This is a genomic window from Clostridioides sp. ZZV15-6383 (assembly GCF_020657735.1).
Lineage (GTDB): Bacteria > Bacillota > Clostridia > Peptostreptococcales > Peptostreptococcaceae > Clostridioides > Clostridioides difficile_D.
The window spans coordinates 157,846-179,629 of sequence record NZ_JAGWCV010000001.1 but is presented as its reverse complement, the minus strand read 5'-3'; the positions used below and the strand labels follow the sequence as shown (position 1 = coordinate 179,629).

The window sequence follows — 21,784 nt, the reverse complement described above, 5'->3', positions numbered from 1 at the left end:
GGAAATTCTATAAGTGAAAGAATCTTATTTTTATAATTACTACTGATTAACATTGGATGTTTGCAAATTTTAATTTTAATGTTTTATGTAGTTATAATATTATATTAATAGATAGAATTAAAAGATGAGTCTTAAATTTGATAAGACTCATCTTTTAAAATTAAACTAGTTTACAGCTTCTTTTCCTATCAAATCCTTTAACTCTTCATGAGTCATAGTCTCTTTTTCAAATAGGAATTTAGAAACAGAATGTAAATCTTCAAGATTATCCTTTAACATCTCTAAAGTCTCTTTATAACAAATTTCAACTATACGATTTGCTTCCTTTTGAACTTTATCACATAAGAAAGTCTTATCATTTCCATCAATAGTCATAAATCCTAAGTTACTCATACCATACTCACAAACCATTTGGTTAGCTATTTCAGTAACTTTCTTTAAGTCATCTTTTGCACCAGTAGATTTGTGGTTAAATATTAATTCTTCTGACGCCTTTCCAGCAAGTAATATTTTTATCTTTCCAATCAACTCGTCCTTAGTATATATATATCTATCTTCATCAGGGAGTTGAAGAACATAACCTAATGCTTGTCCCCTAGGAACTATAGATATTTTTTGTATAGGACAAATTCCTACTATATCACTTACAAGAGCATGTCCAGCTTCATGATATGCTACTATTTTTTTCTCTTTTTCAACCAATGCAGAGTTTTTAGATTCTAGCCCTGCAATAACTCTTTCAAGTGCTTTGTCAAAGTGTTCTGATGTAATACATTCACTGTCATCTCTAACTGCAAATATAGCTGCTTCATTTGCTATATTTGAAAGATGGGCTCCATTGAAACCATGAGTTTTTTTAGCTAAAAGTTCTAGATTTACAGATTTGTCTATAGGTTTGTCATCTGTATGTACCTTTAGAATTTCAAATCTAGTGTGATAATTTGGTGCACCTATATGAATGTGTCTGTCAAATCTTCCTGGTCTAAGTAAAGCTTCATCTAATAAGTCAAGTCTATTGGTAGCACCTATTATTAATACATTGGAATCTTTATTAAATCCATCCATTTCAACTAAAAGTTGGTTTAGAGTTTGGTCTTTTTCGTTGTTACTTTCAAGATGTCTTTTTGCTCCTACAGCATCTATTTCGTCTATAAATATTATACTTGGAGCTTCTTTTCTAGCTTTTTCAAATAGAGTTCTAACTCTTTTTGCTCCTACACCTACATATTTTTCAACGAATTCTGAACCTGTAACATTGAAAAATGATGAGTTTGTTTCACCAGCTACAGCAGATGCAAGTAAAGTTTTTCCTGTTCCTGGAGGACCATAAAATAATACTCCTTTAGGTATCTTTGCACCCATTTTTTGATATTTTTGTGGTGACTTCATAAAATCGACTATTTCAAATAGTTCTTCTTTTACTTCGTCTAATCCAGCAACGTCTCTAAATGTAGTCTTTGGTTTTGTAGAAAGTGAATCATCTGTTTGATTATCTCTTTCCATTTTTGTTTGTGCAAAGACAGGAGCTGGATTGTTGATTTTCTTAAAAAAGTTGTTTAGCATTTTCATATTCACACCTCAGGTAATTAATTATTGTTAATCAATTTTATATTTTCCATATTTACTATTTTTTATTATTTATTTTTCGTGGAAAAAATATACATCTTATCTAAATAAAAATAAATTTGTTAAATGTATGAAAAAGTGAATTTATGTATATAGAGATTGATTTTATATATTGAATAAAAATTGATGAATAAAGTGATAAATATAGATAATATTGAATAAAATGTGATAAATCTAAATAAAATGAAAATGATAAAAAATGTTATATTGTATATATTGATGGGTGTGAATCATAGTATTATGTATAAAATTGACTAAGTAGGTGTTTTTAGTTATAGTTTTAAAAGAATTTTGATTTGGGGGTAGTATTTTTTTAATATAAGTAAAAAATTAATATCAAAATGAGTAGTACAGACATATAATTAGTAGTAGGAGAAAGTAATTAAATTTTTCCTAAACTAAAAAAAATAGTTGCAAATAATTTGATTAAGTGATATAGTAAATAAGGTAAGAATAAAACAAAGAAGAAGTCCGCTTCTCACCTTACGCCAAGGGTTAGTAAGGTAAATATAAGTTAAAGTTTAATATTAATTTAAACTTGTTTAAATTTGGTAACTTATATTGCGGATGATTATGTCATCCGCTTTTTATTTTATAAAAAATTTGGAGGTGTCCTACAATTAGCAAAGAATTAGCAATCAATGAACAAATAAAAGATAAGGAAATAAGAGTCCTTTCACCAACAGGTGAACAACTTGGAGTAATGCCTACTAAAGAAGCTCAAGCAATGGCTAATAGCAAAAACTTAGATTTAGTTCAAATCTCGCCAAATGCAAATCCACCAGTATGTAAGATAATGGATTATGGAAAGTTTAGATATGAGCAAGCGAGAAAAGAGAAAGAAGCTAAGAAAAAACAAAAAACTATAGTTGTAAAGGAAGTAAGACTTAGACCAGGTATTGAACAAAATGATTTAAATACGAAAGCTAATAATGCTATAAAGTTCCTTACAAAAGGGGATAAAGTCAAAGTTGAACTTAGATTTAGAGGAAGAGAATTAGGACATAAAGACATAGGTAAAGAAGTTATGCTTAAGTTTTTAGATATAATAAAAGAGTTTGGAGAACCAACAAAAGCCCCTACATTTGAGGGGAATAATATGGTTGTAATTATAGATCCAAAAAAATAGATGATTAACTGAGAGGAGGAATTTGTCATGCCTAAAATGAAAACTCATAGAGGTGCAGCAAAGAGATTAAAGAAAACAGGAACTGGAAAGTTAAAGAGAGCTAAAGCTTATAAAAAACATATATTAACTAAAAAATCTGCAAAAACTAAAATGAACTTAAGAAAATCAACTTTAGTAAGTGATGGAGATGCTAAGAGAATAGCACAATTATTACCATACTAGGATACAGATTATAAATAATAACTATAGAAGAGGGATATAAAAGGAGGTCATAACGATGGCAAGAGTTAAAAAAGCTATGAACGCTCGTAAAAAGCATAAGAAAATATTAAAACTTGCAAAAGGATTCAGAGGATCTAGAAGCAAATTATATAGACCAGCAAATACATTCGTAATGAAGGCATTAAAAAATGCTTATATAGGAAGAAAGTTAAAGAAGAGAGACTTCAGAAAACTTTGGATACAAAGAATAAATGCAGCTGCTAGAATGAATGGAATATCTTATTCAAGATTAATGAATGGATTAAAATTATCTGGTATTGAAGTTAACAGAAAGATGTTATCTGAAATGGCTATACAAGACCCAGAAGGATTTGCAAAATTAGCAGAAGTTGCTAAAGCAAAATTAGCTTAGTATTGAATCATGATATGTAAAGTCTTTGAGTTATGTAAATAATTCAAGGGCTTTTTTATTTTTTGAAAAAGAATTATTAGTGTCAAGTACAATCAATTTTATAATGCTAAATAAAATAAACAATACAATAGACTTTACTTAGATTTATTATAAAAAATATTACAATTATTTATGAGAATTATAAAAAGTTATCGTAAAAGCGACATTGATATATGTATAAAATTTCCAATCAATCTTGAATTAATATTATCAACATGATAATATTATCTTATTAAGAACGTATACAGGGGGAATATAATATGAATGATAAACTGATGGATTGTTTTGTAAACCCAATTAAATGCAAGTTAATACTTGAAATTTTTTCAAATAGTCGAACTACAGCTAAACAATTAGGAGAAAAATTTCAAGATATATCAAAAGCCACACTTTATCGTTATCTTAATAAAATGCTGGAAGATGACATTATAAAAGTGGTTGAAGAAAATAAAATAAGGGGAACTGTTGAAAAAGTATATGCTATGAAACTAGATATAGCTAATGATGTGAACAAAATTATAGATGAAAATTCTGGAGAAGAATATGCCCAACTGTTTACTCAATATATGATGGGATTTTTAAGAGAATTTTATGAGTATGCTGAAAGGAAGGAAAAGGATATTATAAAAGATGGTTTAGGATTTTCTGTCTGTCCAGTATATGCTAGTATTGATGAGATAGTTGAAGCAAGCAAAAAGATTGCTAGTATACTAGAACCTCTGAAAAATAATTCACAGGAAAAAGGTAGAAGAATGCATTCTATAGGACTAATAATTACGCCACCTAAAGAATATGAAGGCAAATAGAAGATAAAAATAACAGTTTGATTTTTATGTTGAGCTGTTATTTTTATTTATAGTATTTTATTTTAGTGTATACAATAAAATGTATATCAAGCTGACATATAAAGTGATATGATATATTTAAGGAAAAATTGTATATATATGATATATTTAAAGTAAAGGGGCTGAAACTTATGAGGTTAATTACAATAAAATTGCAGAAAAGCCCCCTTCTTTAGATATGGGGATGAAAGGCAAGGTCTTAATATAAATAAAAGTCAGAATAATACTTGCAACCTAACACTACGAATGATAGATTATGTGTAGGAGGTGTTAGGTTTTATGTATAAATCTAACGGAAATATAACATATGATTGTAAATATCATATAATATTTTGTCCTAAGTATCATAAACCTGTTTTAGTTGGCGAAGTAGAAAAGATGTTAAAGGAGATAATAACATATAAAGCAGATGAACTTGAAGCAGAAATAATAGAAATGGAAATAGACAAATACCATGTTCATTTAGTAATATCATGTGACCCACAATTTGGAATCCATAAAGTAGTAAAAGGTTTTAGTTCAAGAGTATTAAGAGAAAATTTCAAACATTGTAGTAAATATATTGTGAGTATACTAGGGAAAGTTTTAATTGATAATTTAAGTGCACTAGAGTAAGTCTTGTTTGACTAATAAAAAATATTGAGAACTATATGTAGATTTGATTAAAAAGGAATTTACGTATAGTTCTTTTAGTATAATAAATAGTACAAACTTATTATAATAAAGATAAAGCATGATATTAAATTTTATTATCATCCAAAAATCTAAGGGGGAGGCTTTTATGAAAATAAAATTTATTATAGTAGCACTAATAATATTTTTAATAGTATTACTCGTAGGATGTCAAAGTACTAAAGATACAGAAATCAATGTACTCGCTACAAGTGATTTACATTCAATTATTCCAGATAATTTGGTCTCTTATGTGGATAAAGAAAGAAAATATGATGAGAATCTGCTTATGGTAGATGCAGGTGATTTTTTTGATATGCAAAGTAGTGAAATGAACAAGTGGTTTACTGGACAAAAATTAGTGAGGTTTAAAGATGGTATACCGGAGTACAAAAAAATAGCTGAACCACGTGAAGGTGAGGTTCCCATAGCTAAAGAAATGGCAAAGTTGAAATATGATGCAGTTACATTTGGAAATCATGAATTTGTTTCTAATGACAAGCAAAGCCTTGATAAATTGGTTTCTGATTTTAAAAATAATAACATACCATTAGTGTCAGCAAATGTATATGAACAATCTGGAGAAAACTATGTAAAGCCGTATGTAATGAAAAATGTAAAGACTGATAAGGGAGATGTAAAGGTTGGAATACTTGGTCTGACTATAAAAGAAGTAGGAGAACGTTCAAGATTTAAAAATTTCGAGCAAGATAAAAAAGCTAGAGAACTTGGGGAGCAACCTCAATATAAAGGGAAATTATATGCAAATGATTTAGTAGAAGATGCGAATAAGTGGGTAAAGGTTATGAAAAAAGAAAATCCAGATATAATAATTGCTATTGTACATTCAGGTGAAGAACCAAAAAAACCTAAAAATCCAGGAAATAGAATAAAAGAACTAGCAACAACTGTAGAGGGAATAGATGTTATTGTAGCAGGTCATACGCATAAAAAAATAGAGCAACACACATATAAAAATAGTTCTGGCGAAGAAGTAATAGTAACACAGCCTGGAGCTCATGGTAATAGTATATCAAAGATTAATTTCAAGTTAGATAAGAAGAATGATAAGTGGTTTATAAAAGATAAATATAGTGAATTAAAAGTGTTTGGAAAAGAAGTAAATATAATCACAACATCTGGTCTAAATCCAAAATGTTCAGATGAAATGGCAGTTAATTTGTTTAGTGAAAGAGATAGGGCTGTTCAACCTATATTTATAGATACTGGAGATTTTCTAAATACTAATACAAAAGAAATGACTAAATGGGCTAAAGAGTGGCAGTACAATGAAAATAAAGGTATACATAAAAAAATAAACGAATGGCCAATTGTATATCTTGGTTATGATGCTGTAGTACTTGGTAGTCATGAATTTACATTCGATAAAGATAATTTTGAAGAAAAAAAATCTACATTGGATTATATTATAGAAAACTTTGAGGAAATGAAGATACCCGTTTTATCGGCTAATATATATGATGAATCTGGAGAAAATTATGTAAAACCGTATATAATTCATAATGTAGAAACTAGGGAAGGAAATATAAAGGTTGGGGTATTAGGTCTTACTACTACTGATAAAGATAATGATAAGGATGAAAAAGACTTAAGTGGCTTAAGTTTAAGCAAAGGTTCTAAGACTTTGAAAACTTCTAAAGATGCAGAAAAATTATATACCAACAACCTAGTACAAGATGCAAAAGAGTGGGTAAAAGTTATGCAAAAGGAAAATCCTGATGTAATCGTTATAGTTGTACATTCAGATAACAATGTCACTCTAAAAAATCCAAGCAGTGAAGTAAAAAAACTTGCAATGTCAGTAGAGGGAATAGATGCTATTGTCGTAGGTCATACGAAAAATAAGGTAGAAGAACATATTTACAAAAATAAGTCTGGAGATGAGGTTATAGTAACACAATCTGGAGAGGATTATTATTCAAAAATAAGCCTTGAATTAAGAAAGGAAAATGGTAAATGGAACATCATTAACAAATATAGTAAAGCAATAAAAATGAAATAAGCTAATAAAGATAAAGCAATACATTAAAATAAGTAATAGAAATAAAGTGAAATAATAAAAATAAAGCAATAAATTAAAATAAAATAATAAAAATAAAGCAATAAAATAAAGTAAGCAATAAAAATTTAGTAAATTTATATCATAATTATATAATTAGGTACATAGTAATATCAAATTTATTGGTGAGAATATGTTTATATTAAAAATAAGCTTAGATATAGTTAAAAAACTAAAGAATTGTATATTAAAATAAGATAGGAGAACCTTTATATTTAAGGTTCTTCTTTCTTATTTTTATTTATAAACAAGCAAAATTATCTATAAAAAAACGAATATATTTTTCTTTTACATTTTTTTGATATGCGATACCATATTCAATGATAGCATGTTCAATAATTGGACGAATAATAAATCCATCACTTTCTGTTGGTATACAGTGTTCAGGTAATATTGCTATACCATATCCACAATTTGCAAGTAGGATACTTGCTTGGCCATTTTCACATACAATATTAAAATGGCTTTGGGAATGTAATGTTATTTTTTCTTGTAATATATTCCCATGTTGAAATGGTATAAATTTAGGATTCAATATAATTAGACAGTTTGTCTTTAAATCATCAAAAGTTAAACTATCTTTTTCAGCAAGGGTAGATTGTGGAGACATAATAGCATAATTTCTAGTATTCTTTAATTTCTTAAAAGAGCACTCCTTCATATCCCTAATCATTTCTCTTGTTGAAAGTATAATATCTAAATGTTTATTGTTAAACAAATTTTTAAGCTTAAAATAATCCTCGACAAAGATTAAAGGGTATACTTGTGGAAAGGCAATTCGTAAGTCTGACAATATACTTTGTAATTTATTGAGTTCAGCATAACTAGAACATCCAATACGTAAAAAAGAAGTATTTTTAGAAGTAGCTTTTGCTATTTTTTTCTGTGATACTTCTATTTTGTTGAGTATGTCCTTGGCATCACTGTAAAACATGTTTCCCATTTCTGTCAATCGTACCATTTTTGAAGTTCGTATAAATAATTTCACACCTAATTCTTCCTCTAGATTTTTGATATGATGAGTAACTGTAGGGGTAGATAAAAAAAGTTCTTCAGCTGCTTTTGTGAAATTTAACTTGTCAGCAACACAGACGAAACATTCTAATTGTTGAGTATTCATAGAGCACCTTCCTTTCTAATTAAAAGTATAATTGCAATATGATATGATTTCAAGATAACATTAGATTTTATCTAATGTTATTGCGTTTTTTGAAATTCTCATTCAAAACCGTTCGTGATAAAATTCTAAATATTAGGCATCTAAGTATATCCATTTCTATACAGAATAAATGAAAATTGAGTCATAGAATTATAGATAATTGAAATTGTCTGATAAAACTTAGAATAAGTCAACATCTTAAAAATTAATTAGAAAAGGAGATAGAGTATGATAAAAAAATTAGCTTGTTCTATTAGAGAGTATAAAAATGCCTCCATACTAACGTCAGTATTTGTTGTGTTGGAAGTTTTAATGGAAATTTTGATTCCCATGATTATGGTGGAAATGATTGATGAGGGAATTGGGGGGAACAATACACAAACTATAATACAATTTGGTACGATTTTGATTGTTTGTGTGCTTTTAGGGTTATGTTTTGGAATCCTTTCTGGAAGTTTTTGTGCTACTGCTTCTGCTGGATTTGCACAAAATTTAAGAAAGGATATGTATTATAAAATACAGAGTTATTCTTTTGCTAATATTGATAAGTTTTCAACTTCCAGTATGGTGACGAGATTAACTACAGATGTTACAAATGTTCAAAATGCTTACATGATGATTATTCGTGTGGCTGTACGTGCTCCACTTATGCTTGTATTTTCATTGATTGCTGCATTTATGGTTAATGTGAACTTATCCTTTATATTTTTAATTGCAATTCCGATTCTTGGGATTGGTCTATATTTAATTGTAAACTGTTCACATCCATATTTTGAAAGAGTATTCAATATTTATGATGACTTAAATGGAGTTGTGCAGGAAAATCTTACAGGTATACGAGTAGTTAAATCCTTTGTAAGAGAAAAATTTGAAATTAAAAAATTTGGGCGTGTTTCAGAAAAAATATACAAGACATTTGGAAAAGCTGAAGGAATTGTTGCATATAATATGCCATTAATGCAGTTTTCTATATATTGTTGTACACTGTTACTTTGTTGGTTTGGTTCAAAGATGATAGTTTCAAGTAATGCAATTACAATGACTACAGGAGAACTTTCTAGCTTAATTGCATATGCCATGAATATTCTTAATTGTCTTATGATGTTATCTATGGTTATGGTCATGATTAATATGGCAAGAGCTTCTTCTGAACGGATTATAGAAATACTGGATGAAGAAAGTTCATTAAGAAATGGTGATACTCCTGTATATCATATGGAAAATGGAGAAATAAGTTTTGATAATGTATGTTTCAGTTATGTGGATGATAAAGAAAAAGAATGTCTAAAAAATATTTCATTTCATATAGAAGCTGGTTCAACATTAGGTATTATTGGCGGAACTGGAAGTGGGAAAAGTTCACTGGTACAGTTAATACCACGTCTTTATGATGTTACAGAGGGAAAAATTACAATAGGAGGTATAAATGTAAAAGATTATGATTTATTTACACTTCGTAATGAGGTAGGTATGGTTCTTCAAAAAAATGAGTTGTTTTCTGGGACAATTAAAGATAATCTTCTTTGGGGAAATAAATCTGCTAGTGAAGAAGAAATGATACATGCTTGTAAATTGGCACAGGCAAAACCTTTTATTGAGACATTTTCAGATAAATACGACACATATATTGAACAGGGAGGGACAAATGTTTCTGGTGGTCAAAAGCAAAGACTATGTATTGCAAGAGCTTTGTTAAAAAAACCAAAGATTTTAATACTTGATGATTCTACAAGTGCAGTGGATACAAAAACAGATTCAATGATTAGAAAGTCATTCAGCGAGGAAATACCAGAAACTACAAAAATTATTATTGCACAACGTATTTCCTCAGTGGAAGATGCTGATTATATTATCGTTATGGATAGTGGTAAAATCAATGGGTATGGTACACATGAGGAGTTACTAAAAACAAATGTAATCTATAAAGAAATCTATGATTCACAAACGAAGGGAGATGATAAGTAATGGAAACAAAAGTACTTAGTGTATGGAAACGACTGTTATCTTATATTGTAGGGAGACATAAGGTTTTATTTGGTACAGTTGTTATATGTATTCTTTTTAGTTCTTGTACTATTGTTATAAGTTCTTTGTTTTTGCAAATATTGATTGATGACTATATCACTCCACTTTTGCTTGAAGATAATCCATCATTTAGTGGATTACTATATACAATTCTTCTAATGGCATGTATTTATATCTTAGGGGTTGTCGCAACGTTTCTCTATAATAAAATTATGGTAAAGATTTCTCAAGGAACTTTGAAAGAGATTAGAGATGACATGTTTATACATATGCAAAAACTTCCTATTCGTTATTTTGATACTCATACACATGGAGATATTATGAGTCATTACACAAATGATACAGACACATTGCGTCAGTTTATTTCACAGGCATTGCCACAATTTATTTCAGCTATTATTACAGTAGTTGTTATATTGATTTCTATGTTTATAAGTAATGTACCCTTGACACTCTTAGTTTTAATAGTTACAGTCATTATGAGTATAGCTACCAAAAAGATTGGTGGTATAAGTGCAAAATATTTCATAAAACAACAAAAAACACTAGGCAATATCACAGGTTATATTGAAGAAATGATAAATGGTCAAAAAGTTATTAAAGTGTTCTGCCATGAAGAAGAGGCAAAACAACAGTTTGATAAAAAGAATAATAATTTATGTTTAGATTCTACACAAGCAAATAAATATGGTAATATACTTATGCCAACCGTTATGCAACTTGGAAATCTCCAATATGTGTTAATTGCTCTTTTTGGAGGACTTATGGCATTACATAGTGTAGGTTCTATTACGGTTGGAATGATTGTAGCTTTCTTGAACTTGTCAAAAACATTTTGTATGCCTGTTTCACAGATTGCACAGCAAATTAGTATGATGTCTATGGCGTTGGCAGGAGCAGAACGTATATTTGAATTAATTGATGAAGAACCTGAAAAAGATAATGGATATGTCACACTAGTACATGTTAGATTCAATAATGGTAAATTAATTGAAACAACTGATAATACAGGAATATGGGCATGGAAATATCCTCATCATGATGGTACAATAACATATACTCCATTAAAAGGGGATATTCAGTTCTTTGATGTTGATTTTGGATATACAGAAAAGAAATTAGTATTACACAATATAGTTTTGGAAGCAAAAGCAGGAGAAAAAATAGCATTTGTTGGTGTAACTGGGGCTGGAAAAACTACTATTACAAACTTGATTAACCGTTTTTATGATTTAGCAGATGGGAAAATTCGATATGATGATATCAACATCAATAAAATTAAAAAGACAGATTTACGCCGTTCACTGGGCATTGTCTTACAAGATGTCAACTTATTTACAGGAACAATTATGGATAATATAAGATATGGTAAGATGGACGCTACAGATGAAGAGTGTATTGAGGCTGCTAAACTATCAAATGCACATGATTTTATTACCAGACTGCCAAATGGATATCAGACTATATTAACACAAAATGGTGCAAGTCTTTCACAAGGTCAACGACAATTAATCTCGATTGCTCGTGCAGCAGTTGCAAATCCACCAGTGATGATTCTTGATGAAGCTACATCTTCTATTGATACACGTACAGAAACGTTGGTACAGAAAGGTATGGACAATCTTATGAAGGGTAGGACTGTTTTTGTAATAGCACATAGATTGTCCACTGTTAGAAATTCAGATGCAATTATAGTTCTTGAACATGGACGAATAATAGAGCGAGGTAATCATGATGAGTTAATAAATAAAAAAGGAGTTTATCATAGTCTTTATACAGGGTCATTTGAGTTAGAATAAGAGTATAGATTATAATTTTTATAGTGTATTTTTGTATAAATTAGTAAAGTAATTAAAAGTCCCTTTATCATTTATTGAAAATGATATGAATATAACGCCTGAATAGAGGGCGTTTTATTTGTAAAAAATAAGTTTACAAGTTTGAATGTATAAACTTACTTTAAAGGAGAAAAATTATGAGTTATAAGAAGATTGCAATTATAACTGGTGCTAATAGTGGTTTTGGTAAGGAGTTTCTAAAGTTATTAATAAATGAGGAGGAAATAACAGAGATATGGGCAATCGCAAGAAACAAGGCACGATTAAATCAATTAGTAGATGAATTTGGGAGTAAAGTAAAAGTTTTTTCAAAAGACTTATCAAAATTAGAAGAAGTAAAAGAAATTGATAACCTTTTAAATAAAGAAAATATATGTATAAAGTACCTTATAAATAATGCAGGTTTTGCAAAGTTCTGTTCATACAATGATTTGAGTATAGATGAATCTATTAATATGATTGATTTAAATATTAGTGCTGTTGTAGCATTGGGACTTATATGTATTCCATATATGAAAAAGGAAAGTCATATCATAAATATTTCTTCACAAGCATCATTCCAGCCATTGCCATATCAAAATATTTATAGTTCAACTAAAGCATTTGTAAGAAATTATACAAGAGCATTAAATGTTGAACTTAAAAGTAAAGGAATAAATGCAATTGTTGTATGCCCAGGGTGGATGAGTACAAACCTATTTAAGAGAGGTATAGTTGTCGCTAAAAAAGGGACAAAAAATTTCTCAGGCATAGTAACTCCAGATGTTGTCGCTAAAAAAGCATTGAAGGATACAAAGAAAAATAAAGATATTTCTGTGTATGGTATCAATACAAAAGCCAGTCATTTATTAGCAAAACTATTGCCTCAAAAGATAATGATGAAGGTATGGTTAAAGCAACAGCATATTAAGGAATAAGGGTTTTAGATGATGTTCTATTTAGGTTATACGTTTTGCACAATGGTAGACAAGATAAAATACTGCTGTTTAAAACACAAGTGAAATAATATCTGCACAAATTAGTCGGCTTTGCGAAAAATTGAAAATAGCTCCTGACCTGCCAGAGTTTATCAAATCCAAACGGAGTATGGGCTACAGTTTCAATCACGATTGTGATAAACTATGCTAGACTTTTCCACGAACAAACAAAGCCATGACAAAGCGGCTTATCTAATGTTGATAAGCCGTTTAGAATGTAGATAAACTATATTTTGATTTTAATTTATGTATGGCTGAATTTTTATACAGGTAAAAGCAGTGATAGTTTGAAGTCACTTCTTTTGACTACACTATTAAATTGAAATTTACTGATTTTGTATTATAATTATTATTTTATGCTTTATACTATAATTTCCATACCGTCATATGCAAAGTAAATATTATCAAGTTTCTTCTCTAATTCACTGTAATAACCATATGATTTCCCCCACATTTCGTCAATATGTGTAACTATAATCTTTTTAATTCTATAATAGTTTTTAATTTCAATAATCTCATCTAAAGTAAATATTTCATCTTTAAATGGTGTGTCTTTAAGTTCTGTACCACCATTTAATATGCCATCATCAGAAACTAAACTTATTATTAAAATATCTGCGTCAAAGTACATATCATTATGAGTAAACGGCTTGGGATTACAGCAGGCGTATATGACTTTTTTTCCATTTTCTTTGATAACATAGAAGGTTATATTCCTGTCTGGATTGTTGTTAATCAAATCAATATCAAAATTATTTATCTTTATATGTGAAGTTTCATTAACAGAAATACAATTCAAAACATCGCCATAATATTTAAGACAATCTAGATTCGTTCGGTTTATATCTTCAATTACTTCAGGAAGCGCATAAAAACCAATGGGCATATTTTCGCCTGTGATAAAGTCACAGCCGATTTTTTCGACAATTCTAATACCTTTAACATGGTCTGGGTCATGGTGAGAAATTGAAAGATGTTTTACTTCCGATATTTTTTGTCTGTTGCAGGCTACTGCAATATCTTCAGGCGTGTCTATCAACATTTTTATATCATCAATATATAGACTTGGTCCTAATCGTTCATATCTTCTGCCTTTTTGCCTAGCTTCTTCACATATTTTGCATTTACAAAATGAACTTGGAATAATTGACATACCGCCACTACCAATAATTTTTAATTTCAAAGTTATTACACCACCTTATTAAAGTGTTAGATTATATAAATATTCTACAATTACAATTGCTTAACAAAATTTTGAGTTAATAAATTATATCACATGTAAATATGAAAGAATAGTAGAGAATTTTTATATTATATATTCAATATCTTATATAAAATTTACTTTGTTTAAAGTCTAAGTGGCTTATCCAATATTGATAAGACGCTTTTCTTGTCATAAGATATGATTCTCATACAAGGTTCATGTAATTTTGATGTAATACACTTATTACCAGTATACATACTACTAACGAGCATATTTCTATAGAATGGAAGATATAATTTTTTATGATTATCATTGTACCATTGTCCAAAACAGTTAAAAAGAGTAGAGTACAAAGAAATTATTTGTACTTTACTCTTTTATTGTTTTATTACAAAAACTAATTTATATCAGTAATTCAAATATGTTTAACTAAAGTATAAGGATTGTATATAATCTTATAATAAATTTATCTGACAAATTAAGATAATATCTTAATTAAATTATAGGTACTTATATATAATATTATAAGCAATTTATCTGGAAAATTAAGATATTATTTTAATTAAATTATAAGTATTTGTACATAATCTTATAGTGAATTTATCTGACAAATTAAGATACTATCCAATTAATATATAAGATAAAGTTACTTCTTTTTAACTGGGAAGCATACCTCTGTTACCCAATTATCAGGATTATTGTCGTTACCAGGACTTATATGATAAATATTAAACATAGGAGCATCCACCTCATAATTATTGTCTGATATCCAAGTACCAATAGCTTCACAAGCATCTGCAACTTGATTGAAATTTCCATTAACAATTGCAGTTGCAGCAGTTACACTTGGTACAGTCTTAAATTTAACATGTTCAGTATCTTTATACTTTCCAGATACAGCAACTTGTACTTCAACATCTACATAATCTTCTTTATATCCAGTATCATAAAAGACTGCTTTAGAATGATTTGGAGATTCAATTTGGACATTCTGGTCTTTTGTCTCTGAAAATGCTTGCTGCCATAACATTCCTTCATCTTGATAAGTTGGTATAACCCTTCTAAGTGTCATCATATATTTTGGTGCAAAATTCTTTACAGTTACATCATAGTTTTTCATAGTATCATTTCCTCCAATTCTTTTAATAGTAGTTTCTATTTTCAGTAGTTTTTTCTGTGTATCTTCTAATTGTTCTTTTACTTGAGAATGATGGATATTTAGATATTTTATAAGACTTTCTTTATCGTTGTATTCTGTCAAAATTTCTTTTATAGAATACAAGCTAAAGCCCATATCTTTTAGTGCATGGATTCTATTTGTAGTAGAAAGTTGGTCTGCACTATAGTATCTATATCCATTCGTTTTATTCGTATGAGAAGGAGTTAAAAGTCCAATTTCGTCATAATGACGTAGCATACGAATGCTAATTTTACTTAGCTTTGAAAAATCGCCTATCCTAAACATGTTTTTGTCTCCTTTATAAAGGTATTTTTAGCTTAATTTTTACAGGTATATTTTTATTGATTTCCATAATCCTTTTAATTATATATATGAAAAAATAAAAATATTATATTAATAGGTAAAGCGTCAGAAATTCTAAAGATAAGAGTTTTTAAAATTTCTGACGTCTTTATCAGTATATTTTATTAAACATTAATAATGTAGTCAATATTGTATATTAAAAAGTATTACTTGTTGAAAGCTAATATTAAATCTTAAAAATAAGTATTACCTGTTAAAAGCTAATATTAAATCTTAAGAATGAATACAAAGTATTAGAAATTAAGAAGCATTTTTTAGCTCAAGTGGATTATCTATGCCAAAATAATCATATAAAGCAGAGCTTATTTCCTCTAAATTCCCATTTTGGAAAGGTAATTGTAAATTCACCTTTTCTACCACATCCTTAAATCCAGCATCAGTGTTTTGATTTAAAAAATCCATATATACACCAACTGCTTTTCTGTAATCATTTTGTGACAGTTCCCATATCTGAAGTGATACGTCAGAAGCAAGACCATAACTCAAGTAATAAAAAGGAACTTGGAAGTTATGAGATACAAGTATCCAAAATGGAGCATTCTTTTCTTTAAGTACATTATTGGATACTCCATATTCTTCCTCTAAATTAAAAAATAACTTATTTATATCATTTAAACTCATATATGGATTTTTGTATATAATTTCTTGAAATTCATCATAAAGACAAGCGTCAATAATAGTATTTAGAACAATTGATAAGTGTTCTTTTTTTATAGCTTCAGATTGTTTACCAAAAAAATCATCAAAATATTTGTAAAATAGAATTTCTAAAGATGTTGAATGAACTTCACATATGTCTATACTTGGCTGTATCTTATTATTTAGATTAATGCTGTTGTAGTAATTATAAAAATGACCAAACTCATGAGCAAAACTAGTAACCCCTAAAAAAGAATTGTCCCATGTATTAAACAAAAAAGGTGCTTTATACTTAGTTATATAAGTAGTATATCCTCCTGGAGATTTATTCTTTCCAGAAGAATAATCGTACAAGTCATATTTTTTCATATAGTCGAAGCTCTCTTTTAGTTTTGGAGATATATCTTCAAGTACCTTATCAAATTTCCTAAATGAGCGATTCTTATATACTTTAATATAAATAGAAGAATCAGCAGGTTTTGATGAAATCTCTCTATATAATGGTACTATGTACTCCTTTACATCTTGTCTAAATTTTTTAGCTTCTTCTTGAGAATAGTCTTTGTTTAGGTTCATATAAGCATATTCTATATAATTTTTAAATCCTAGCTTACTTGCTATTTCAGTTCTTGTCTGTACAAGTTCTAAAAAAATATTACCAAATATAGGGTTGTATTTTTTTAAGTAATCTGAATAAATTTTTACATATTCTTCAGGGCTAAGGTTTGGTCTTGATAAGGCTTCTTCAAAGTCTATCTCTATATCATCTACTGGTACTGTAGACTTAGATAACAAGTCTTCATATTTTACAACTAGGTCTTGCTCTTTTTTAAGTAGACCTTCAACTTCTTTAGAATTAAGTTTCCCAATGTTCTTTAGATAATTAAATGTATCTTTTCCAAGTTCTTTTTCTAATTCTTTAGAGTATTTAGAAGTTACAAATCTATCTTGAAAGTCTTTGTATGACATGTCAACATCAACTGATTTACTCATAAGATACTTGTATTCTTTAGAGTAAAATTCTTCTGATGAATCTATATTGTTTCTAATTTTTGCTATAGTAAGTGTACTATAAAAATCTTGATAAATCCTATCAACTTCATTAAATAAATTTAATTGTTCTTTGGCGGTTTTAGATGTTAAAAGTTTATCGCTATACATGTTAATATTTTCGCAAATAGACTTTATATCAGGACGCTTATATTCCATTTTTTCAAAGGGAATAGTTCCTCTAGCAGAATCTTTTTTTGTATCATTAGTATAATTTCTTATGTATGAAGCAAATATAATAAAAACTGCAATTAAAATTAGAAAAACAAATATTTTTTTCTTGGATTTAACCATAAAAATCCTCCAATCATGGATATAGTTATTAATTATTTTACTATATTAAATATAAAAAATGCATGTTAAGAAAATTTAACATAAAGATATAGATAAGATTATAAATAATATAAAAAATTCAACTTCAAAGAAAGTATATGAAATTTGTTCTGGTAAAATGATAAATAAATTTTAAGTACAAAATAGTAAAAGTTATGATAGTTTTAGACCTGTTATATGTAAAAAATATAGATGTTTTTGGTGCAATTTAAATTAAAAGACATATATATAAATTTGAAATATTCCAAACAAGAATTATAAAAATTCATATCATTGTCTTTATACAATATTTATACTATAATAGAATAATAATTTAGAGGAAAGCTCTAAAAATAAACAAATTAAAGGTCTTAACAGTAGTGATTTTATGTTAAGGAGGTATAAAGAAAGTTGAAAACAATAGTTAGAAGACTTATTCTCTACGCAGATGGAATGCGACCTACTCAAATAATGGTATCTGGATTTGCTGCGATTATTGTAATTGGAGCATTGTTGTTAACACTCCCGATAGCGTCACAGAGTGGAGAGAGTATAGGCTTATTAGATGCTCTGTTTACGGCTACTTCAGCAGTTTGTGTTACTGGTCTAGTTATGGTAGATACAGCAACTTATTGGAGTTTATTTGGACAGATAGTTATAATAACATTGATACAAATTGGTGGTCTTGGATTTATGACCGTAGCTACAATGTTTTCACTTATGGCACGAAAAAAAATACAACTAAGAGAAAGATTATTAATACAAGAGTCATTAAACCAATCTGATTTGTCGGGTCTTGTAAAACTTACAAGATTTGTATTAATAATAACCATAACAATAGAGGGAATAGGTGCACTAGTTTTATCAACTGTCTTTATTCCACAATTTGGTTTGTCTAAAGGAATATGGTATAGTGTATTTCACGCAATATCAGCGTTTTGTAATGCCGGATTTGATTTAATGGGGAGTGTAAGTGGACCATTTACATCATTAAATTCTTATGTAAATAACTTTACAGTATCAATGACTGTTTGTGCACTTATAGTGCTTGGAGGTCTAGGATTCCCTGTTGTGCTTGATATTGTAAGAAAAAGAAGATTTTCAAAATTAAATGTACATTCTAAAGTTGTATTATTTTCAACTGCGACACTTGTTTTAGTAGGTGCATTATTTATTTTTCTTATAGAATTTAATCAAAAAGCTACTATGGCGGACTTGCCTTTAAAGGGAAAAGTATTATCAGCAATATTTCAATCAGTAACGGCAAGAACTGCTGGTTTTAATACTCTTGATTTAGCTACTTTACAAGAAAGTAGTGTATTTGTAATGATAATTTTGATGTTTATTGGAGCATCACCTGCATCAACTGGTGGAGGTATAAAAACAACAACATTAGCTGTTTTAATAATTACAGTTAGAAGTTTTCTATCAGGAAAATCAGATATAGAAGCTTTTGAAAGAAGATTAGCTCCATCAACTATAAAAAAATCTCTAGGTATATTTGTAATTAGTATATCAGCAGTTATTTTTGGAACCCTGATTATTTCAATAACTCAGCCTAATTTTACACTAGTTCAATCAGCGTTTGAGGTTACATCAGCACTTGCTACAGTTGGTTCAAGTTTAGCTGGAACTCCAAACTTAAATGCTCTAGGAAAGATTATAATAATAATCTTTATGTTTATGGGTAGAGTTGGTTCTCTTACTTTATTTATGGCAATACTTTCTGGAGGTAAAAGAAAGAGTCAACCAGTTAGATATGCAGAAGGTAGAATTATGGTTGGTTAAGTTAGCAAGTAGTAATAAAATTTATTGGTGTTAGGCATCAAGTAGTAATATAAACAAATTGTGTATTAGGGAGGAAGTTTCGAGATGAAGCAATATATAGTCATTGGGTGTGGGCGATTTGGAAGTTCAGTTGCGTCTACTATGCATCTTTTAGGACATCAAGTAATGGCAATAGACAAAAATGAAGATTCAGTTCAGAGTGTATCTGACAAGGTAACTCATTCACTTATAGTGGATGTTACTGATGAACAAGCGTTAAGGTCATTAGGTTTAGGTAACTTTGATGTAGCAGTAGTTGCAATAGGTTCTGATATAAGGGCATCTATCATGGCGACTCTTATAGCCAAAGAAATGGGTGTAGAGTTGATAATATGTAAGGCAAAGGATGAACTACAAGCTAAAGTACTTTATAAAATTGGTGCAGATAGAGTTGTATTCCCAGAAAGAGATATGGGAGTAAGAGTTGCTCATAATTTAGTTTCTGATAACATATTAGACCATATTGAACTTGACCCAGAGTATTCAATTGTTGAAATCGTAACTCCAAATAGCTGGGTTGGCAAGACACTTGTAGAGCTTGAATTAAGAGCTAGGTATGAGATAACTGTACTTGCTATAAAAACAGGTAAAAATATAAATGTTACACCTTCTCCAGATGAAGAACTTATAGCTGGAAGTATCCTAGTTATAATCGGTCAAAACACTAGTATAACAGCGATAACATCTGGAAATAAGGGGATAATTAGAAGAAGATAATTTATTATTTAATATATATTTAATTGCAATGAAAGTAGGTAGTATCATATAATTATGAATAGTTATATGATACTATTTTTATTTAATCAAAAGTAGGATTTAGATGTAAGATTAGGTAAAGAGTATTTTAAGTTAAAAAAGAGTAAGGAGGTTGTGCTAACATAAAAATTTAGCATTTAGATAAAATGATTACGAATATAAACAGTAAGGATAATGAGAAATTAAAGTATACAAAAGCACTATTAAAATCAAAAAATAGGAATAAAGAGTCAAAGTTCATAATAGAAGGTTACAGAATAGTAGTACTTGCACTTGAGTGTATGGCAAATCTTGATTATGTATTTATCAATGAGGACTTTGAAAATAAGAAGGAACATGTAAAACTATTAGACGATTTAGATAAAAAAAACACAAAGATATATAAGACTACTAATAAAAACTTTAAAGAATTAGTGGATACAGAAAATACTCAAGGTATAATAGGTGTGGTTTCGTTTAAAGAAAGAAAATTAGGAGAAAGTATAGATAAAAAAGATAAATTTGTATTGATTCTAGATAGAATACAAGACCCAGGAAACATGGGTACTATAATAAGAACTGCTGATTCTGCTGGAGTAGATGCCATAATAGCGCTAAAGGGATGTGTCGATATATACAACCCAAAAGTAATTAGGTCGACTATGGGTTCTATTTTTGATATGAATATAATCAATGCTTCACAAGATGAAACTGTGGACATGCTTAAATCATTGGATTTTAATATAGTTTCAAGTTACCTAAATACAGATAATTTTTATGATAAAATAGACTATGGCTCAAAAGTAGCTTTGGTGATAGGAAACGAAGCAAATGGAATAAATGAAGAACTTGTATCAAAATCTGATATTTTGGTTAAGATACCTATATATGGTAAAGCTGAGTCGTTAAATGCTGCAATAAGCTCTGCTATACTGATGTATGAAATAAAAAAATACTTAATTTAATGTATTGTAATAAATATAATGTCATGTTATAATCTTGAATTAAATAGTAGAGTATCAAAAATAGTCAATATATTAAAAAAAATAATTGAATTAATTCTATATTAGATGTATATTATATTTAAAAAATAATTGAATTAATTATGTATTAGATGTATATTAAAAATAGTCACATAATTTGAATGGAAATGATATAATACTAAAATAAACAATATAATATTGTAAATGCAATGAAAGAGGAAAGTATTTTGATTAAACTTAGTAAAGAGATAAACACCTAGGCTGGGAGTGTTTTCTAAGAGGTCAAGAGAAGTTCCCTCTGGAGTAACAGAGCTGAAATTTTATAGTAGGCTTTGACGTCAAAAACGCGTTAAGTTTGTTAGAGGTGGTTTGATGATTTTTAAATTGTTAAACTACTAGGGTGGTACCGCGAAACTATAGCCTTTCGTCCCTAGACAGGGATTGAGGGGCTTTTTTTATACAAAAAA

General features: G+C 28.7%; 17 protein-coding genes and 1 other annotated feature. Of the genes, 12 read left to right on the top strand and 5 right to left on the bottom strand.

The genetic code is table 11. From position 1 onward, the window contains the following. Nucleotides 1-165: 165 nt before the first annotated feature. Nucleotides 166-1,569, bottom strand: a complete 1,404-nt coding sequence (locus KGF42_RS00755; protein ID WP_003439135.1) for an ATP-dependent metallopeptidase FtsH/Yme1/Tma family protein — start codon at nucleotides 1,567-1,569, stop codon at nucleotides 166-168. A gap of 676 nt (nucleotides 1,570-2,245) precedes the next feature. On the opposite strand from KGF42_RS00755, the gene infC reads away from it, so the two are divergent. The 6 genes from infC (at nucleotide 2,246) to KGF42_RS00725 (ending at nucleotide 6,968) form a co-directional block, all read left to right on the top strand. Next, on the top strand, nucleotides 2,246-2,755 hold the full coding sequence (gene infC, locus KGF42_RS00750; RefSeq protein WP_107594153.1) for a translation initiation factor IF-3: 510 nt from the start codon (nucleotides 2,246-2,248) through the stop codon (nucleotides 2,753-2,755). 27 nt (nucleotides 2,756-2,782) lie between these two features. Then, entirely contained in the window at nucleotides 2,783-2,977 is a 195-nt protein-coding gene (gene rpmI / locus KGF42_RS00745) for a 50S ribosomal protein L35 (RefSeq protein ID WP_003418222.1), read from the top strand. Between the two features lie 55 nt (nucleotides 2,978-3,032). Next, nucleotides 3,033-3,389, top strand: coding sequence for a 50S ribosomal protein L20 (rplT, locus tag KGF42_RS00740; RefSeq protein WP_003423569.1), 357 nt, complete (start codon nucleotides 3,033-3,035; stop codon nucleotides 3,387-3,389). 299 nt (nucleotides 3,390-3,688) lie between these two features. Beyond that, nucleotides 3,689-4,234: a hypothetical protein gene (locus KGF42_RS00735; protein WP_227825525.1), complete on the top strand. Its 546-nt coding sequence runs from the start codon at nucleotides 3,689-3,691 to the stop codon at nucleotides 4,232-4,234. Nucleotides 4,235-4,552: 318 nt separating this feature from the next. Beyond that, entirely contained in the window at nucleotides 4,553-4,888 is a 336-nt protein-coding gene (gene tnpA, locus KGF42_RS00730; protein ID WP_227820765.1) for an IS200/IS605 family transposase, read from the top strand. A 166-nt stretch (nucleotides 4,889-5,054) separates the two neighbouring features. Further along, nucleotides 5,055-6,968, top strand: a complete 1,914-nt coding sequence (locus KGF42_RS00725) for a metallophosphoesterase (protein ID WP_227825524.1) — start codon at nucleotides 5,055-5,057, stop codon at nucleotides 6,966-6,968. A 298-nt stretch (nucleotides 6,969-7,266) separates the two neighbouring features. Here the strand turns inward: KGF42_RS00725 and KGF42_RS00720 are convergent, their stop codons facing one another. Further along, nucleotides 7,267-8,145, bottom strand: a complete 879-nt coding sequence (locus KGF42_RS00720; RefSeq protein WP_227825523.1) for a LysR family transcriptional regulator — start codon at nucleotides 8,143-8,145, stop codon at nucleotides 7,267-7,269. Nucleotides 8,146-8,412: 267 nt separating this feature from the next. On the opposite strand from KGF42_RS00720, the gene KGF42_RS00715 reads away from it, so the two are divergent. From KGF42_RS00715 to KGF42_RS00705, 3 genes are all read left to right on the top strand, one after another. Beyond that, the gene (locus KGF42_RS00715; protein ID WP_227825522.1) at nucleotides 8,413-10,149 is read left to right on the top strand and encodes an ABC transporter ATP-binding protein; all 1,737 of its coding nucleotides are present in this window, start codon (nucleotides 8,413-8,415) and stop codon (nucleotides 10,147-10,149) included. After that, a complete protein-coding gene (locus KGF42_RS00710; RefSeq protein WP_227820762.1) occupies nucleotides 10,149-12,008 on the top strand; it encodes an ABC transporter ATP-binding protein in 1,860 nt (619 codons plus the stop codon). Before KGF42_RS00715 ends, KGF42_RS00710 begins: the two co-directional genes overlap by 1 nt. Before the next feature lie 176 nt (nucleotides 12,009-12,184). Then, complete coding sequence (locus KGF42_RS00705; protein ID WP_227820761.1) at nucleotides 12,185-12,964, top strand: SDR family NAD(P)-dependent oxidoreductase; 780 nt, start codon at nucleotides 12,185-12,187, stop codon at nucleotides 12,962-12,964. 421 nt (nucleotides 12,965-13,385) lie between these two features. On the opposite strand, the gene KGF42_RS00700 is transcribed toward KGF42_RS00705, so the two are convergent. The 3 genes from KGF42_RS00700 to KGF42_RS00690 all read right to left on the bottom strand — a co-directional run bounded on the left by KGF42_RS00700 (nucleotide 13,386) and on the right by KGF42_RS00690 (nucleotide 17,754). Then, a complete protein-coding gene (locus KGF42_RS00700) occupies nucleotides 13,386-14,207 on the bottom strand; it encodes a metallohydrolase (protein WP_227820760.1) in 822 nt (273 codons plus the stop codon). A gap of 667 nt (nucleotides 14,208-14,874) precedes the next feature. Next, nucleotides 14,875-15,693, bottom strand: coding sequence for a MerR family transcriptional regulator (locus KGF42_RS00695; protein ID WP_227825521.1), 819 nt, complete (start codon nucleotides 15,691-15,693; stop codon nucleotides 14,875-14,877). 318 nt (nucleotides 15,694-16,011) lie between these two features. Continuing rightward, nucleotides 16,012-17,754, bottom strand: a complete 1,743-nt coding sequence (locus tag KGF42_RS00690; protein WP_227825520.1) for a peptidase M3 — start codon at nucleotides 17,752-17,754, stop codon at nucleotides 16,012-16,014. A 429-nt stretch (nucleotides 17,755-18,183) separates the two neighbouring features. On the opposite strand from KGF42_RS00690, the gene KGF42_RS00685 reads away from it, so the two are divergent. The 3 genes from KGF42_RS00685 (at nucleotide 18,184) to KGF42_RS00675 (ending at nucleotide 21,299) form a co-directional block, all read left to right on the top strand. Beyond that, a complete protein-coding gene (locus tag KGF42_RS00685) occupies nucleotides 18,184-19,560 on the top strand; it encodes a TrkH family potassium uptake protein (RefSeq protein WP_079739928.1) in 1,377 nt (458 codons plus the stop codon). An 84-nt stretch (nucleotides 19,561-19,644) separates the two neighbouring features. After that, the gene (locus tag KGF42_RS00680) at nucleotides 19,645-20,316 is read left to right on the top strand and encodes a potassium channel family protein (RefSeq protein ID WP_107594706.1); all 672 of its coding nucleotides are present in this window, start codon (nucleotides 19,645-19,647) and stop codon (nucleotides 20,314-20,316) included. A gap of 185 nt (nucleotides 20,317-20,501) precedes the next feature. Beyond that, entirely contained in the window at nucleotides 20,502-21,299 is a 798-nt protein-coding gene (locus KGF42_RS00675; RefSeq protein WP_227820756.1) for a TrmH family RNA methyltransferase, read from the top strand. Nucleotides 21,300-21,517: 218 nt separating this feature from the next. Next, nucleotides 21,518-21,752: a binding site (T-box leader), on the top strand. The last annotated feature ends 32 nt before the right edge of the window (nucleotides 21,753-21,784 follow it).

Excerpts from the sequence above, each read along its gene's own strand:
- KGF42_RS00755 (WP_003439135.1), bottom strand. The coding sequence starts at position 1,569 with ATGAAAATGCTAAACAACTTTTTTAAGAAAATCAACAATCCAGCTCCT.
- rpmI (WP_003418222.1), top strand. The coding sequence starts at position 2,783 with ATGCCTAAAATGAAAACTCATAGAGGTGCAGCAAAGAGATTAAAGAAA.
- rplT (WP_003423569.1), top strand. The coding sequence starts at position 3,033 with ATGGCAAGAGTTAAAAAAGCTATGAACGCTCGTAAAAAGCATAAGAAA.
- KGF42_RS00735 (WP_227825525.1), top strand. The coding sequence starts at position 3,689 with ATGAATGATAAACTGATGGATTGTTTTGTAAACCCAATTAAATGCAAG.
- tnpA (WP_227820765.1), top strand. The coding sequence starts at position 4,553 with ATGTATAAATCTAACGGAAATATAACATATGATTGTAAATATCATATA.
- KGF42_RS00725 (WP_227825524.1), top strand. The coding sequence starts at position 5,055 with ATGAAAATAAAATTTATTATAGTAGCACTAATAATATTTTTAATAGTA.
- KGF42_RS00720 (WP_227825523.1), bottom strand. The coding sequence starts at position 8,145 with ATGAATACTCAACAATTAGAATGTTTCGTCTGTGTTGCTGACAAGTTA.
- KGF42_RS00715 (WP_227825522.1), top strand. The coding sequence starts at position 8,413 with ATGATAAAAAAATTAGCTTGTTCTATTAGAGAGTATAAAAATGCCTCC.
- KGF42_RS00710 (WP_227820762.1), top strand. The coding sequence starts at position 10,149 with ATGGAAACAAAAGTACTTAGTGTATGGAAACGACTGTTATCTTATATT.
- KGF42_RS00705 (WP_227820761.1), top strand. The coding sequence starts at position 12,185 with ATGAGTTATAAGAAGATTGCAATTATAACTGGTGCTAATAGTGGTTTT.
- KGF42_RS00695 (WP_227825521.1), bottom strand. The coding sequence starts at position 15,693 with ATGTTTAGGATAGGCGATTTTTCAAAGCTAAGTAAAATTAGCATTCGT.
- KGF42_RS00690 (WP_227825520.1), bottom strand. The coding sequence starts at position 17,754 with ATGGTTAAATCCAAGAAAAAAATATTTGTTTTTCTAATTTTAATTGCA.
- KGF42_RS00680 (WP_107594706.1), top strand. The coding sequence starts at position 19,645 with ATGAAGCAATATATAGTCATTGGGTGTGGGCGATTTGGAAGTTCAGTT.
- KGF42_RS00675 (WP_227820756.1), top strand. The coding sequence starts at position 20,502 with ATGATTACGAATATAAACAGTAAGGATAATGAGAAATTAAAGTATACA.